This is a genomic window from Cohnella cellulosilytica (genome assembly GCF_042431195.1).
In the GTDB taxonomy this organism is placed as follows: Bacteria; Bacillota; Bacilli; order Paenibacillales; family Paenibacillaceae; genus Cohnella; species Cohnella cellulosilytica.
In genome coordinates this window covers 273,997-287,719 of sequence record NZ_JBHMDN010000007.1, presented here as the reverse complement: position 1 = coordinate 287,719, position 13,723 = coordinate 273,997, and the positions used below count along the sequence as shown (strand labels likewise).

The 13,723-nt window shown below is 51.3% G+C and carries 14 protein-coding genes, 9 tRNA genes, 1 other RNA gene and 1 pseudogene; 23 read left to right on the top strand and 2 right to left on the bottom strand.

The window, feature by feature from the left end; genetic code table 11:
• Positions 1-3 precede the first annotated feature (3 nt).
• From ACFFT4_RS04365 to ACFFT4_RS04310, 12 genes are all read left to right on the top strand, one after another.
• Positions 4-744: a glycerophosphodiester phosphodiesterase gene (locus ACFFT4_RS04365; protein ID WP_378045365.1), complete on the top strand. Its 741-nt coding sequence runs from the start codon at positions 4-6 to the stop codon at positions 742-744.
• Positions 734-1,747, top strand: coding sequence for a LacI family DNA-binding transcriptional regulator (locus ACFFT4_RS04360; protein WP_378045363.1), 1,014 nt, complete (start codon positions 734-736; stop codon positions 1,745-1,747). The genes ACFFT4_RS04365 and ACFFT4_RS04360 overlap by 11 nt, the downstream gene beginning before the upstream one ends.
• A 60-nt stretch (positions 1,748-1,807) precedes the next feature.
• On the top strand, positions 1,808-2,647 hold the full coding sequence (locus ACFFT4_RS04355; RefSeq protein ID WP_378045362.1) for an ABC transporter permease: 840 nt from the start codon (positions 1,808-1,810) through the stop codon (positions 2,645-2,647).
• Positions 2,648-2,668: 21 nt separating this feature from the next.
• The gene (locus ACFFT4_RS04350; RefSeq protein ID WP_378045360.1) at positions 2,669-3,640 is read left to right on the top strand and encodes an ABC transporter ATP-binding protein; all 972 of its coding nucleotides are present in this window, start codon (positions 2,669-2,671) and stop codon (positions 3,638-3,640) included.
• 77 nt (positions 3,641-3,717) lie between these two features.
• Positions 3,718-4,863 carry an extracellular solute-binding protein gene (locus ACFFT4_RS04345; RefSeq protein ID WP_378045358.1) on the top strand — a complete coding sequence of 382 codons (1,146 nt, stop codon included), beginning with the start codon at positions 3,718-3,720 and terminating at the stop codon, positions 4,861-4,863.
• Between the two features lie 84 nt (positions 4,864-4,947).
• The gene (locus tag ACFFT4_RS04340) at positions 4,948-5,802 is read left to right on the top strand and encodes an ABC transporter permease (protein WP_378045356.1); all 855 of its coding nucleotides are present in this window, start codon (positions 4,948-4,950) and stop codon (positions 5,800-5,802) included.
• 197 nt (positions 5,803-5,999) lie between these two features.
• On the top strand, positions 6,000-6,476 hold the full coding sequence (gene smpB, locus ACFFT4_RS04335) for an SsrA-binding protein SmpB (protein WP_378045355.1): 477 nt from the start codon (positions 6,000-6,002) through the stop codon (positions 6,474-6,476).
• Positions 6,477-6,680: 204 nt separating this feature from the next.
• Positions 6,681-7,048: a transfer-messenger RNA gene (gene ssrA / locus ACFFT4_RS04330) on the top strand.
• 211 nt (positions 7,049-7,259) lie between these two features.
• Positions 7,260-8,393 (top strand): site-specific integrase, encoded by a 1,134-nt coding sequence (locus tag ACFFT4_RS04325; RefSeq protein WP_378045354.1) that lies wholly within the window; start codon positions 7,260-7,262, stop codon positions 8,391-8,393.
• Between the two features lie 82 nt (positions 8,394-8,475).
• Complete coding sequence (locus ACFFT4_RS04320; RefSeq protein ID WP_378045352.1) at positions 8,476-8,673, top strand: hypothetical protein; 198 nt, start codon at positions 8,476-8,478, stop codon at positions 8,671-8,673.
• Positions 8,618-9,244: an ATPase gene (locus tag ACFFT4_RS04315; RefSeq protein WP_378045351.1), complete on the top strand. Its 627-nt coding sequence runs from the start codon at positions 8,618-8,620 to the stop codon at positions 9,242-9,244. The genes ACFFT4_RS04320 and ACFFT4_RS04315 overlap by 56 nt, the downstream gene beginning before the upstream one ends.
• A gap of 49 nt (positions 9,245-9,293) precedes the next feature.
• Positions 9,294-9,689 (top strand): hypothetical protein, encoded by a 396-nt coding sequence (locus ACFFT4_RS04310; protein WP_378045349.1) that lies wholly within the window; start codon positions 9,294-9,296, stop codon positions 9,687-9,689.
• Here the strand turns inward: ACFFT4_RS04310 and ACFFT4_RS04305 are convergent.
• Positions 9,684-9,857, bottom strand: coding sequence for a helix-turn-helix domain-containing protein (locus ACFFT4_RS04305; RefSeq protein WP_378045536.1), 174 nt, complete (start codon positions 9,855-9,857; stop codon positions 9,684-9,686). The two genes, ACFFT4_RS04310 and ACFFT4_RS04305, sit on opposite strands and share 6 nt — an antisense overlap.
• Before the next feature lie 191 nt (positions 9,858-10,048).
• A pseudogene (locus ACFFT4_RS04300) lies at positions 10,049-10,720 on the bottom strand (WYL domain-containing protein); the annotation flags it as partial.
• Between the two features lie 992 nt (positions 10,721-11,712).
• Here ACFFT4_RS04300 and ACFFT4_RS04295 point away from each other — a divergent pair.
• From ACFFT4_RS04295 to ACFFT4_RS04245, 11 genes are all read left to right on the top strand, one after another.
• Positions 11,713-11,787 (top strand) — tRNA-His (locus ACFFT4_RS04295).
• Positions 11,788-11,791: 4 nt separating this feature from the next.
• Positions 11,792-11,865: transfer RNA gene (locus ACFFT4_RS04290), tRNA-Gln, on the top strand.
• A 12-nt stretch (positions 11,866-11,877) separates the two neighbouring features.
• A tRNA-Lys gene (locus ACFFT4_RS04285) sits at positions 11,878-11,953 on the top strand.
• Positions 11,954-12,038: 85 nt separating this feature from the next.
• A tRNA-Pro gene (locus ACFFT4_RS04280) sits at positions 12,039-12,116 on the top strand.
• 6 nt (positions 12,117-12,122) lie between these two features.
• A tRNA-Glu gene (locus ACFFT4_RS04275) sits at positions 12,123-12,200 on the top strand.
• Between the two features lie 3 nt (positions 12,201-12,203).
• Positions 12,204-12,278 (top strand) — tRNA-Asp (locus tag ACFFT4_RS04270).
• A gap of 3 nt (positions 12,279-12,281) precedes the next feature.
• Positions 12,282-12,357: transfer RNA gene (locus ACFFT4_RS04265), tRNA-Ile, on the top strand.
• Position 12,358: 1 nt separating this feature from the next.
• Positions 12,359-12,434: transfer RNA gene (locus tag ACFFT4_RS04260), tRNA-Asn, on the top strand.
• Position 12,435: 1 nt separating this feature from the next.
• Positions 12,436-12,509: transfer RNA gene (locus ACFFT4_RS04255), tRNA-Trp, on the top strand.
• Positions 12,510-12,558: 49 nt separating this feature from the next.
• A complete protein-coding gene (locus ACFFT4_RS04250; protein WP_378045348.1) occupies positions 12,559-13,155 on the top strand; it encodes a ribonuclease H-like YkuK family protein in 597 nt (198 codons plus the stop codon).
• Between the two features lie 93 nt (positions 13,156-13,248).
• A complete protein-coding gene (locus ACFFT4_RS04245) occupies positions 13,249-13,710 on the top strand; it encodes a DIP1984 family protein (protein WP_378045346.1) in 462 nt (153 codons plus the stop codon).
• Positions 13,711-13,723 lie beyond the last annotated feature (13 nt).

Below are 13,723 nucleotides of genomic sequence, written 5' to 3'. Positions count from 1 at the left end.
TCGATGAACGATTTTCCGCTCATTACCGCTCACACCGGATGCATGGGGACGCCCGACAATTCGGCGGCATCCGCCGAAACGGGGATCGCGCACGGCGCGGACATCGTGGAGGACGATATCCGCGCAACCCGCGACGGGACGCTCGTGCTAAGCCACGACGACGGCATAACGTTCGCGGACGGGACGGAAGGCAGCCTCTCCGGCATGACGCTGGCGGAGCTGAATGCGCGCTTGGCCAAGCCGCTGCAGCTGCTCGAACCGGTGCTGAAATCCGTCGCGGACGCCGGCAGAAGGATGAACTTGGATGTTAAGGCCGATGACGTCATCGAACCTCTGTCCGACTTGATCGAGAGATTGGGTCTCCTCGACCGGGTGTTCCTGTCGGGCTGTCAGTTTCCGCGGGCGATTGCGGTATCGGAATGCAATCCGCGACTGGGCAAGCTGCTGAATGTCGACGTCAACGCTTTTATCGATACCCCCTATCCGGATGCGATCAAGAAGCTGTGCGAGCAAGCGCTCGCCGCCGGATGCTTCGGAGTCAATCTGCCCTATCAGATTGTACGGCCTTCTCTGATGGAGGCGGCGCGAGACGTCGGTTTGGATGTATACGTATGGACTGTGAATGAAGAGCCGCAGATGAGAATGCTCGCCGGCATGGGCGTCCGCTCGATTACGACGCGGAATGTGGACGTGCTGGCGCGGTTGAAGCGGAATTGGAGTCTGGAGGGCCAGGATGAGTCTTAATATCGAAGGAATTGCCAAGCTCGCCGGCGTATCGCGATCGACCGTGTCCCGAATCATATCGGGCAAAGGGTACGCCAGTTCGGAGACGCGCGAACGCGTGCTTGCGGTCATCGAACAAATGCAATACAAGCCAAATGCCGTGGCGAGAGCCATGGTGTCCCAGCGCACGAACAGCATCGGCGTCATCGTGTTTCGCGAACGGCAGCCTATCGTGTCCCACCCGCTGTACGGCAAGCTGATCGACGCCATCCTGCCTGCCGCGGAGTCGCTGGGCTACTCCGTATTCCTGCAGACCGATCAGGAGATGTCGCTGCGTTCCACCGATTTCATGCTGGAAAAGCGGGTCGACGGCCTCATTCTGATCAGCCGGCTGCGTAAAAACGTGATCGATTACGTGAAGAAATTCGACGTACCCTACTTGATGGTCAACGGGTCGACGGACGATCCGGATGTCATCCATCTGGTCAGCGACGACGAATCCGGCGGAAGGCAGGCGGCGGCCCATCTTCACGGCCTGGGACATCGCAGCATCTGGGTTCTCGCGGGCCCCCAGGAGCACCGGAGCCACAACCTGCGTCTGGAAGGCTTCCTGGCCTGGTTCGAGGAGCGGGGCGGCATGGAAGGATTAACCGTCGTTCATTCTCCGGAATCCAATTTCGAGCTAGGACGGCGCTTGATGGCTGAGCATTGGGAAGCTTTCAAGCGTCAGGACTGCACCGCCGTGTTCGCGACCAACGACATGCTGGCGCTGGGGGCGATGCGTGTGCTGGCCGAACGGTCCGTGGACGTTCCCGGACAAGTGGCGGTAATGGGCTTCGACGGCACCGATTATGCCGCGGTTTGCTCGCCGTCGTTAACGACCGTTCAAGTGGACACGCAGCGGATGGGGACGGACGCGGTAACGATGCTCGACTGTCTCGTACGCAGAGAAGGGGAGCTTCCCCGGCTGAAGGAGTACGAATGCAGGCTGATCGATCGGCAATCGACGCGAAGAGAGGAGTGATCCCGACTTGTCGGACATGCGATTCGAAACGGGATGGGTTACGGAAGCGGGTGTCTCTTCATGAAATGGCTCTCGCCCAAAGGGTTCTATTTTGCGGTCGGGCGCAAGAAGTTTATCGAATTCATCGTTCTGTCCGCATTCCTGTTGTTCTTTTATTTGCCGCTGCTCAATCTGTTTATGCTGGCGTTCGCCAACAAGTACGAGGCGCCGGCCTTGTTCCCTCTGCAATGGGGCTTCAAGTGGTGGGATTATGTTCTGGGCCAGAATAGTCTGGTCAGCTCTATTGCTTTGTCTTTTACGATCGCGATCGTGACTACGATTATTTCCATATGCATCTGTATACCCGCCGCATACGCGCTTGCACGGTTTTCTTTTCCGGGACGTAAAGTGTTCTTCTTGTCGTTTCTATTAAGCGATGCTTTTCCCAAGATGGGGCTCTATATTGCAATCGGCATTATCTTCTACAAGCTGCATCTTATCGGGACTTTCCTTGGCGTCGTGATCATCCATGTTCTGAATTCGATCATGTTCATGACCTGGATTCCCGCCAACGCCTTCCGCAGCATTCACAGGCAGCAAGAGGAGTCCGCGAGGGATGCGGGCGCGGGTCCGATTCGCACCTTCATCAAGGTGACGTTCCCGCTGGCGCTGCCCGGAATTATCGTCGCTTCCCTGTTTACGTTTCTCGGATCGTTGGAGGAGGCTCAGGGAACGCTGCTCGTCGGCTTTCCGCAGTTCAAGACGATGCCCGTCGAGATGTACGGCATTATTATGCAATATGCGACGACGGCCGGTCCGGTATTTTCCATTATTCTAATGATTCCAACGGTGATCGTCTTGTTCCTCATGCGCCGCTATTTGTCTCCAGACACGATTGCCAACGGCTTCAAGATGAAATAAGTTCCGGGGGAGGATGCTGCAATGAGTCAGCGGACAGTAAAGCTCGAGATCAGAAATATGAGCAAGCAGTTTAAAAACGGCGACGGCGTCAGAGACGTTAATCTGGCCGTGTACGAAGGCGAGTTTCTGACGATGCTGGGGCCTTCCGGCTGCGGGAAGACGACGATATTGCGTGCGATCGGCGGTTTTGCGGAGGTGGACCAAGGGGACATTCTGATCGATGAACGTTCCGTCTCGCAGCTGCCGCCGGAGAAGCGGCCTACGGCGATGGTTTTCCAAAGCTATAATTTATGGTCGCATATGACGATCTTCGATAATTTGGCCTTCGGCCTGCACATTCGCAAAGTGCCCAAGAAGGAGATTCAGAGACGAACGCAGGAGATGCTGGAATTGGTCAAGATGAGCGGCGTGGAGAAAAAATATCCCGCGCAGCTCTCGGGCGGGCAACAACAGCGGATTGCGATCGCGCGAGCGCTGCTGCTGCAGCCGTCCGTGCTGCTGTTGGACGAGCCGTTCTCCGCGCTGGACGCCAAAATCCGTTCGCAGATGAGGGCGGAGCTCAAGAAAATCCAAGAGGATTTGAACATTACCGTCGTCTTCGTGACCCACGACCAGGAAGAGGCGATGGCCATCTCTCATCGGATCGTCGTCATGAACAAGGGTGTATTCGAACAGATCGGCACGCCTACCGAAATCTACGACAAGCCGGCTTCCCAATACGTGGCTTCCTTCATTGGAGACATGAACTTCATTAAAGAACCTGACGGTAAAATTCTTGCCGTGCGCCCGGAAGCGATCACGCTGTCCAAAGCGGGCGAAGGCGGAAAATGGAGCGGTTATATCCGAACGATCATGGTACTGGGCCACTATGCGGAAATCGTCGTGCAAGCAGGCGAGCAGACGATCAAGATCTTTCAGCCGCGGCATATTTCCGATACGTTCAGCCAAAATGATCCGGTCTCTCTTAGCTTCGACAAGTATCAAGTGTATTGACCAATAATTAGCGTCAAGCTATTGACATAGACGGGCAAAATTCCATTTTATTCATAATTCTTAGGAGGCTAAGGTCGATGAATTTCAGGAAAATGGGTTTGATCGCTGCGGTATTGGTATTCACTGCGACAACGATGGGGGCATGCGGCAATTCAAGCGGAGGAAACGGCAAGAAAATAACGCTGTGGGCGGGCGGCTCCGACAACGTTAAGGTGATGTTCGAAAAGCAAATCGAAAACTTCAACAAGTCCAATCCGGGAGGTTATCAGGTTCAGCTTGAATTTATTACTTCCGGCACGGGCGCCCAAAGCTTGTCGGACCGGATTATCGCGGCCAAGAAAGCCGGAGAGAAGAAAACGGATTTCGATCTGATCGAGCTTGGCGGCGACGAAGTGCTGAAGTATGTGACGGACGGGGGCGAAGATATTTTCGCTCCGCTCGACAAAAGCAAAATTCCCAACATCAAAAATTTGAAGTTTCCGGCGACCTTCAGGGACGATCTGGTCGTTCCTTATCGCGGCACAACGGTTGTTCTGGCCTATAACTCGGACACGGTTGCCGCGCCGCCGACAACGACGGAGGAGCTCTATCAATGGATTAAAGACCACCCGGGCAGGTTCGCTTATAATACGCCGGGGTCCGGCGGAGCAGGCGGTTCCTTCGTATTCACTTCCGTATACAACTCCATGCCCGCAGAATCGATGACCTCCGTGGATGCCAAGTGGAAGGAGCAGTGGAAAGCGGGATTCGACTTGATGACGGAGCTCCATCCTTATCTGTATAAATCCGGCGGTAAAGTCGTGTATCCGAACAAAAACCAGGGCACGATTGATCTTCTCGCCAACAAGGAAGTCGATATGATCCCGGCGTGGGCGGACATGGTTATTTCTCAGGTGAGACAGGGAGCCATTCCGGATTCGATTAAAGTCTCGCAGCTGGACCCGGCTTTTACCGGCTCTACGGTAACGCTCGCTATCCCGTCCACGGGCCGCAATCCCGAAGGCGCGTATGCATTCATCGATTACATGCTAAGCCCGGAGGCGCAAAATATCGCGCTGGACAGCATGGCTTCGATTCCGGTAATCGACTTCGCCGATCTGGACCCGGAACTGACCAAGACGATATCGTCTCTCAAAATCGACAGCTTCCGGATCGGCAGCATCGGCTCGCTGGGCTCGGAATTGAATACGCAGTGGGACGAACAAATCGGAACGTTGAAGTAAGGTCGTAAGTCAACCGAAGCCGCCGCGAACCTAACCGGCAGCGAGTGCCGGTTAGGTTCAATCATACAGGGAGGCCTGGCGAGAATGGCAAGCAGAAATCACCTGCAGCAGCGGGTACTGGCCTATTTGTTCATAGCACCCGCTCTTCTGATTACCCTGGGCGTGGTCGCTTACCCGATTTTGAATGTAGTGGTCAGGAGCTTTCGGATAGAAGGCGAGGATGCGTACGGATTCGACCACTATATTTACCTGTTTACGAATTCAATTGCGCTTAACAACTTGTACTACACGTTGTATATCGTCGTGATCACGGTCGTTCTTTCCCTGGCTGCAGCCTATGGGCTTGCCTTGTTCATGAGATTCTCGAATTCCGCGGTCAGCCGAACGATTGGCGCGCTTTATCTGATTCCGAGATTTATTCCCGGACTGGTGGCTGTTAACGCGATGATCACGGTCATTCGCGATTCGGGACTGCTCAATCGTATCGCGCTCGCGTTCGGCTATGATTTCAAGCCGGGCCTGATGTTTAACGAGAAAGGCATCATTCTGATGAATCTTTGGTTTAACATTCCGTTCGCGACTATGCTGATCTTGTCGGCCTTATCGAACATCCCGGATTCCGTGATCGACTCCGCAAGGGATGCGGGGGCTTCGCGCCGGGTTCTTTTCACCAAGATGATTATCCCGCTTACAAGGAAGGACGTCATGATAGCGGCAACTTTTATTTTCATGGGCAATGTCGGCTCCTTTACGACCCCTTATCTGATGGATTCCACTTCGCCTCAGATGATCGGGATTACCCTTTTCACCCAATTTAACAATTTGAACTATGAGAACGCTGCGGCGCTCTCTGTGGTCATGTTCTTGCTATGCTCCGTATCGGCGGCGGTCTACATTTACACGAATATGAAAGATAAGGCGTGGGAGAAGCAGGAATGATCGCTTTTTCTATATTCGTTCGACGGCGGTGGCGGACGAGGCTGTTCCGATGGTTGCATTGGGATGGCCTCTTTCTTATTATTGGGGTTTCCAGAGATGGGGCGAGGATGAACGTTACGTTGTTGAAGGTGCTGTGCGCCGCGTGGTATAATAAAATTCCGGCGTTTTGGAATTCTAGGGAGAGCAGGTGAGGAGAAGTGGGCAAGAAAAGTCAGCACGACAAGCCGTTGGCGCAGAATAAGAAAGCCTCCCACGACTACTTCATCGAGGACACCTATGAAGCCGGTATGGTGCTGACGGGTACGGAGATCAAATCCTTGCGCACCGGCCGCGCGAATCTGAACGATTCGTTCGCGACGATCCGCAACGGCGAGATTTTCCTCCATAATATGCATATCAGTCCGTTCGAGCAGGGCAACCGTCACAATCCTACGGATCCGACGAGGGCCCGCAAGCTGCTGCTCCATAAGGAGCAGATTCACAAGCTTCTCGGCCTGACGAAGCGCGACGGCTACACCTTGGTTCCGCTTAAAGTCTACGTTCGCAACGGCTATGCCAAATGCCTGATCGGCTTCGGCAAAGGGAAAAAGCTGTACGACAAGCGCGAGTCCGATGCCAAGCGGGACGCTCAGCGCGACATTCAGCGAATCCTTCGGGAGAAGCAGAAGGTCTAGAATGGAACGCTTATTGTTGCGAATTCTCAAGCGGCGGTGGGGCATTGCCTTCTTGAGCACATTGTGCCAGCGCTGGGATCAACATTTTGGGTAATGGCAGGCCGTTCGTGTTATAATAGGTTTTGCAACACTGCTTCATCTTAATCATCCTGTCGCGGGTGACCTTCTGTAGTCCCGACGCTTGGGCGTTCGGTGACACATTTCGGGGGCGTTTATGGATTCGACGGGGACAGGACGAGCGTGTGTAGCGGGTAGTAGGGCTGCGTCTGCTTCACTAACGCGGAAGCCTAATTTAAACGGCAAAGCTAAACAACCAACTCTGGCTCTGGCCGCCTAATAACGGTCACCAGGCTCTTACTCTCCATCGCCCATGTGGCGGGCTAAGGGCTCAACTTTAGTGGGATACGCTGTCTAGTCTCCGCCTGGGGCTGGCAGAAGAAGACAATCAGGCTGACCCGAAGGGAATCCGGTGACAGGGAGTCTCCAGGGTGACATCAAATCTGTCACTACACCCGTAGAAGCATTCGTGGCGTTGTCTTCGGACAGGGGTTCGACTCCCCTCGCCTCCACCATGAAAGCCCCGTCCGTATTAGGACGGGGCTTTGTTATGTCCAAAAATGTAGCCAAATTGTAGCCAACAGCTTTTTTGAAGGCTGGTTTTTGTGAATCCTTGTAGCCATTTTGGCTACAGTCGGATCTATTTCTCGAAGTCTGCCTGCCATGTTACGATCGTAGTGAGGTAGGGGAATCCCCTACGATAACGGCAATCGGGGGATGAGGCAGATGGCGGGGAGCATCACAAAAGTAGGTTTGAAATTTCGGGTGACGTTGGATCATGGCGTTGATGGCAACGGGAAGAGACTGCGGAAATATGTAACCGCGTCAACCGAAGAGGAAGCTAAAAAGCTGCTAACCGAATTTGAATATAATCAACAACGGAACCTTGTTGTCCAGACGACTAAGATGACGATCGGAGAGTTCCTGTCGCATTGGATGGACAATTACGTAAAATATAACTGTGAAGAAACGACGGTGTATGGCTACAGGAATATTATTGATAAGCACGTCGTTCCGTATCTTGGACATTTTGAGCTGCAAAAGCTTCAGCCGATTCACGTTCAACAGTACTACAAGTTCCTGATGGATGAAAAGAGGTTATCCCCAAATACTGTTCATAAGCATCATGCTTGCATCCGAAAGGCGCTCGATTACGGTTTGAAGCAGCAATTTGTATACCGGAATGTGTCGGATGCGGTTTCCTTGCCCAAGAAGAAGCGTTTTAAAGGCCAGACCTATACACGCGAGCAATTAAATACGCTCTTGGATAATGCGAAGGATACTCAACTGGAATTGCCCATTTTTCTGGCTGGATATTTGGGAGTACGGCGGGAAGAAATTGCAGGTTTAGAATGGAGTGCGGTCGATTTTGATGACAGAGTGATTCGAATCGTCAAAGTGCGTACGAGCGCTGGGGCGGTTGAAGTCGTCAAAGTTCCAAAGACGGAAACAAGCAGGCGAACGCTTTATATGACAGACGAGCTGCAGGCAGTGTTTTTGAAGACAAAGCAGTATCAAACGGAGATGAAGCGGGTTTTAGGCGATGAATACGTGGACACGGATTACGTCTACGTTCAAGACAGTGGGAAGCCATACCGGGTGAATACCATTACGGAGCAATTTAAAGCGTTTTTGAAGAAGAACGGGTTTCCATCGATTCGGTTACACGATCTGAGACACACGTTTGCGAGCATTTTATATGATGAAGGTGTGGATCTTAAAGCGATTTCCGAAGCTCTGGGACACTCCGATCTTGGAACGACAAACAAAATCTATACACACCTCTTCGACGATACGCATAAGAAGACGGTTAGCGCGATGAGCAGGGCATTAGGTAGAACCAAAGATGAAAAGAACTGAGCGCAGTAGAATACAAGGGTTAACCGTAATTTCGCATTTCAGCGTATAATGTAAGTAATAATAATCGTAAGGGGGCTTGTCCATGCTTCCAAAAGGAGAAGAATTACAACGGCTTCTCGATAGGGCCGCCGACCAAGCAAGACTTGAAGCAAAACAGGCGGGGGCATCTATTTACTATATCCGGAACGCCAAAAGGATCAGAGAGACGGCTGAAGGCCGGAAGTATGAAATTCAGTTCGATGAATCAGGAAATCGGACTGAACAGGCATTGCATGAGTAATAAGCAACCAACGATGACTGTGTTTGCCGGTACGAATGGAGCGGGTAAGAGTACACTCAGTCGTCAAATGGGCGATGTTGTGGGCACGGTTATCGATCCCGATAGGATTGCGAAGGAGCTATGCCCTGAGAATCCAAGAAGTACTGATCTTACTGCCGGGCGTGAAGCAGTAAAGAGAGTGCGTGGCCTAATTTCAGCTAATGAAAATTTCGCTATTGAGACAACGTTATCCGGCAGCTTTGCTCTTCGGCACATGCAGATGGCAAAGGAACGGAGCTATTTGCTCGTGCTTTATTATATCGGCCTCCAGGATGTGCAGATGCATATTGACCGTGTAGCTTCGAGGGTCGAGCAAGGAGGCCACTGGATTTCAGAGAAGGACATTCGCTGGCGGTACGGTCAGTCCCTTCAAAGCCTAGGTCAAGCACTGTCGATTGCGGATGAAGTGTATATCATTGATAATACGGACAAGCCAGTCGTTGTTGCCGAGATAGAAAGAGGGAAGCTCTTAAGAAGCATGGGGGTCCCTCCGAGTTGGGCGATGGATGTGTTAGTTGGATATAGATTATGAAGATCAAGATTTGATTGAAATCACGATGTCTTGTTTGGGAGCTTATACAATGCTAGCGAGATTAATAAGGAAGATCAGAGTTGATATTTTATTTTATAGAGTGAAGAGAAATATAACAAAGGAAAAACAGTTTCTGAATTCCTTAGATTTTGATCCCGCACCTATAATACTGACAGTCAAACAACAAATTGATTTATGGGATCCAATGCGATTATTAGCCATGGATTGTCCTGACGATGAGTACGATGGAGAAGTCAGGAAAATATCGATATTTATTATTAGGAATTTAAAGAGATTGGACTACATACTTCTATCAAACTGTATCAAATCAGTATTTAGGAATAATTTTAAAGGTCACTTTCAAGAAAACGAAGATATAATCAATGTCTCAAAAAACATTATTTCAAGCCTTCAAACAAGTGAAATAGTTCAAAGGCAGCTATGATAACGTTGTCTGCGATTTAATCCAATTGTACAAGGCTTCTCGAGGGATACGAATCTGTTTCCCAACCTTGATATGAGGCAACCCGTTCTTCGTCAAATCATACATCACGTTTCGTCCGACCCTCAGAATACTTCTTGCTTCGTCTACGGTGAGTAGTGTTTTTTCCATCATGATAAGCCCCCTAACAAAGTGTCATGCCAGCAACAGCATGCGAAACAATAAAAAAGCACAACTCAGCCGTTGCTGAATTGTGCTCTTACTTGTGCGCTCGTAAGGGTCCATCTGTCGCATGACTAGGCCCACATAAATTAATAATTTCATTATACCTGTATCTTATAGTGGCTGCAAGCAATGAAGTTATATTGAATTACATAGCGATGAGTTTCCGCTGCGTCCGCATCAAAGCCCCGCTTCAGTAGCGCTTTCTTCAAGGTGGCCCGGAGCAGGTAGCCTTGAACGGACGGGACCTGTATGTTGGAAATAACGTCGACATAATCGAAAAGATCCAGCAACTCGTCGTTAGAAAGCTGGTCAATCAAGTCATTGGCAGCTTTGTACCGGTAAGGGCGTCCCCCACCCAAACGGACGATGACCCCGACTTCCTCCAAATATTTCAGATCGCCGCGAACCGTTTTTTCGTCAGGGATAGGAAAGTCGATCGGCATCTGCTCACTGCACATATCCTGCAAGTTTTTGGCTGTCAGTTCTTGAGACTGAAGCGCGGTCAATAGCAAAGTAAGCCGGACGCTTTCCGTTTCCTTCAGCGACTTGGCGCGGAACAGGAAAAGAAGCAGCGGATCGGCGGACTCGTAATAGTTGTAACGGAATCCTTCGGATAGCTCGATTCCTTGTTCCTGTGGGAGTCCCTGTTGAAGGGTACCGAGCATGTCCTTGAGATACCTGAGCGTTTTGTCATAGGTATGGACGGAGATGCCCAGACGATCGGCGAACTGCTGCCTGCTGTATGCGCCGCCGGCTAGCGCCAGCATACGAAGGAATTGGATCTCTTTATCGAAGCTTTCCCGAGCCACTTGCGTTCCTCCAGCCTGTATCAAGTTACGTTATGCTGTTAATTGTATCAAGCTCGTAAGCTGGGGGAAATGGAAAAATTTTTATCTATCGCCATACTTTCGCCCTGTTCGCGGGCTACTCTACCGGCGATAATCAGGTTGTGAAGACGAGGCCGCAAGGTGATCGGATTCACGCAATCGCAGAGGCGCCTGGAAGGGATACTTCGGTGGCGTAAAATTGGTTCGAATCCAATCTGCTTCCTTCATACGAGTTGTGAGGGCAGCGTGCAAAGCCTTTCCAAAACCTTTTCCTCCGTGATTGGAATTGAAATTTATGGTTGACATGGTTAAACGTGAGATGTTAGGATTACCAGCAATACATTCAGCTTGAGAAAGGAGTACAGGAGCATGCATGAGATGAATCGATACGATTGGAAAAATGAAATAGCTTGCAGCGATTATCCGATTAAGAGCGAACAGCAAGAGAGAAACGATTCGCATGACTTCTACATCCAATCTCATACGGGCATTCTTTACAGACGCAGATCCGTTTCGGTTCGTCGGTTGTTTTCCACAGCCTGACGCCGTTCGTATTGATCTTACATAAGCGTTCTTGTAAAGACTGCTGAAGCTAAGCGGTCTTTTTCTATGGCTAAATTCGCTGTAGGGAAGGATCTCAGGCGACAGGGGTCTTTTTTAGTCCCCTGCAAAGTACATATCGTAGTGAAAATAACGGCCGTACTGCGGTCGAACGAAAGCGAGGTGAAAGTGATGAAAAACAATCTACACAGGGATGCACAGGAATGGCAGCGTCAGGATCATAAGCCGGAGACGATTGTCTTGGATAGCCGATTCATACAACTGAGGGACGGCCCGCCTAAAGAGCGGGCAGGATGATCTTTACCCATCGGGTAAGGTGTACCCTCATACGTGAGTCGAGCTATCTGAAATCCGGATTCTCCATTCTCTGCCGATGGCAGGGGAGGGGGCGGAACAGATAGCTTTTTATTTTGGAGGCCATGGCGAAAGGGCAAACGCGGCGGATTGTGACTCCGCAAGTACCAGTTCGAGTCTGGTTGGTCTCCCCATTATTGTCCGGTAGCTAAGCGGCAAGGCAGATGACTTTGAATCATCGATCGCAGGTTCGATTCCTGCCCGGGCATCCACTTTTCGTATACGGGTCCATAGCTCAGTTGGCAGAGCAACCGCCTTTTAAGCGGTCGGCCGAAGGTTCGAGCCCTTCTGGACCCACCAAAACTTCACATGGATGGGCGAATCAAATAGGCTGCCGCTTGTGGCGGCCGACAGATCGCGGGGAATACCCGCTCCTATCCGCCATCGGGATGTAGCTCAGTTTGGCTGGAGCGCTTGCCTTGGAAGCAAGAGGTCGCAGGTTCGAATCCTGCCGTTCCGACCATCATTTGGCGTGGTGGTGAAAATGGTGTAACACACGGGCCTTTCAAGTCCGGATTTGCGGGTTCGAGCCCCGTCCACGCCTCCAAATGGTCTCATAGTTCAGTGGGAGAACGCCGCGTTGTCAGCGCGGAGGGCAGGAGTTCAATCCTCCTTGGGACCGCCATATAGGGACATAGTTCAGAAGGCAGAACACTCGACTGATATTCGAGAGGTCGCCGGTTCGATTCCGGCTGTCCCTACCATAGGGTTGTAGCTCAGACGGTAGAGCGCCTGACTGTTAATCAGGTCGTCGCAGGTTCGAGCCCTGCCAACCCTGCCATGAGGGCATATTTCAACGGTAGAATAGCGGCTTCCAAAACCGACAATGCGGGTTCGACTCCTGCTGCCCTTGCCAAACTCCACAATGAAAGGAAGAAGCCAACCTTGCGTTAAAGGTGACACTCATGAAAAGACGACAATTTCCTACGATTCACGAAAAAGTATTCCGCAACGTTTCTGAGAAAGAGTTAGTGCTGGACGAGGTGTTCAGTCGCATTCAGCGTTTCATGGAAAGCGATCCGCGCGCGACTTATCAACTGGTTATCGGAACGGACGCCCAGGTGTTTGCCGGTCATACGAAGTTCATCACATCCGTTGTGATCCTTCGTCCCGGACGCGGTGCATGGTTCTGCTATCGTCAGGTTATCATCCCGCGGGAGATCGTATCGCTGCAGGAGAAACTCAGTCTGGAGACGACGTTCAGCCAGGAAATCGCGATGTACTTTGATGCTGCGAAAAGAGCTTTGCTGGAGGACATCGTCCTGCCGCATGTGTACCATGGTGCGGAGCTGCAGCTGTTCATCGATATCGATGCGGGGACGGATGCCAAACGCAACCGGACGTCGGCGTTCGTGGCGGATATGGTCGGAAGAATCGAAGCGATGGGATTGTCGGCCAGAGTGAAACCGGAGGCGATTGTGGCTTCGGCTGTATCGAACCGTTTTACGAAGACGCCTTACCGCGTATCCCCTGTTACAGTTTCGACTGCGGCATTGGGATAAAATTTCTCCGTCGTCATACTTCCGCCATGTTCAATTCACTTGTAATAAGCGAAGATAGAATCACAAAGCACCTATACGAGAGGGGAAAAAGAAATGAAATTGGCAGAAGCGCTCGTTCGCAGAGCGGACGCCCAAAAGAAAATCGCGCAGTTGAGGCAAAGACTGGAAAGAGTTGTAAAGGTTCAGGAAGGCGAAGCGCCGGCGGAGGATCCTAACGTGCTCATTGCCGAACTGGAACAGACGCTGAACGAACAGACGGCATGGATTCGAAAAATCAATAAAACGAATGCGTTGACGCCGTTTAATAACGCGTGGAGCATTTCGGATGCGTTGGCCGAGCGGGATCAGTTGATGCAGCATCGGAAGCTTTTAAGCGATTTGCTTGAGCACGCCTCCATTAAGCAGGACAGATTCAGTCGTTCTGAAGTGAAATTCCAACGCACGGTGGATGTGGCTCGGATTCAAGCCCAGGTAGATGAGCTGTCCAAAACCTATCGGGAGTTTGATTTCCGCATCCAGGAGTCCAATTGGCAAACAGATTTAATCGAGGAGTAGCTGCGAAGGTAAC

Excerpts from the sequence above, each read along its gene's own strand:
- ACFFT4_RS04365 (WP_378045365.1), top strand. The coding sequence starts at position 4 with ATGAACGATTTTCCGCTCATTACCGCTCACACCGGATGCATGGGGACG.
- ACFFT4_RS04360 (WP_378045363.1), top strand. The coding sequence starts at position 734 with ATGAGTCTTAATATCGAAGGAATTGCCAAGCTCGCCGGCGTATCGCGA.
- ACFFT4_RS04355 (WP_378045362.1), top strand. The coding sequence starts at position 1,808 with ATGAAATGGCTCTCGCCCAAAGGGTTCTATTTTGCGGTCGGGCGCAAG.
- ACFFT4_RS04350 (WP_378045360.1), top strand. The coding sequence starts at position 2,669 with ATGAGTCAGCGGACAGTAAAGCTCGAGATCAGAAATATGAGCAAGCAG.
- ACFFT4_RS04345 (WP_378045358.1), top strand. The coding sequence starts at position 3,718 with ATGAATTTCAGGAAAATGGGTTTGATCGCTGCGGTATTGGTATTCACT.
- ACFFT4_RS04340 (WP_378045356.1), top strand. The coding sequence starts at position 4,948 with ATGGCAAGCAGAAATCACCTGCAGCAGCGGGTACTGGCCTATTTGTTC.
- ACFFT4_RS04325 (WP_378045354.1), top strand. The coding sequence starts at position 7,260 with ATGGCGGGGAGCATCACAAAAGTAGGTTTGAAATTTCGGGTGACGTTG.
- ACFFT4_RS04320 (WP_378045352.1), top strand. The coding sequence starts at position 8,476 with ATGCTTCCAAAAGGAGAAGAATTACAACGGCTTCTCGATAGGGCCGCC.
- ACFFT4_RS04315 (WP_378045351.1), top strand. The coding sequence starts at position 8,618 with ATGAAATTCAGTTCGATGAATCAGGAAATCGGACTGAACAGGCATTGC.
- ACFFT4_RS04310 (WP_378045349.1), top strand. The coding sequence starts at position 9,294 with ATGCTAGCGAGATTAATAAGGAAGATCAGAGTTGATATTTTATTTTAT.
- ACFFT4_RS04305 (WP_378045536.1), bottom strand. The coding sequence starts at position 9,857 with ATGGAAAAAACACTACTCACCGTAGACGAAGCAAGAAGTATTCTGAGG.
- ACFFT4_RS04250 (WP_378045348.1), top strand. The coding sequence starts at position 12,559 with ATGAAAAGACGACAATTTCCTACGATTCACGAAAAAGTATTCCGCAAC.
- ACFFT4_RS04245 (WP_378045346.1), top strand. The coding sequence starts at position 13,249 with ATGAAATTGGCAGAAGCGCTCGTTCGCAGAGCGGACGCCCAAAAGAAA.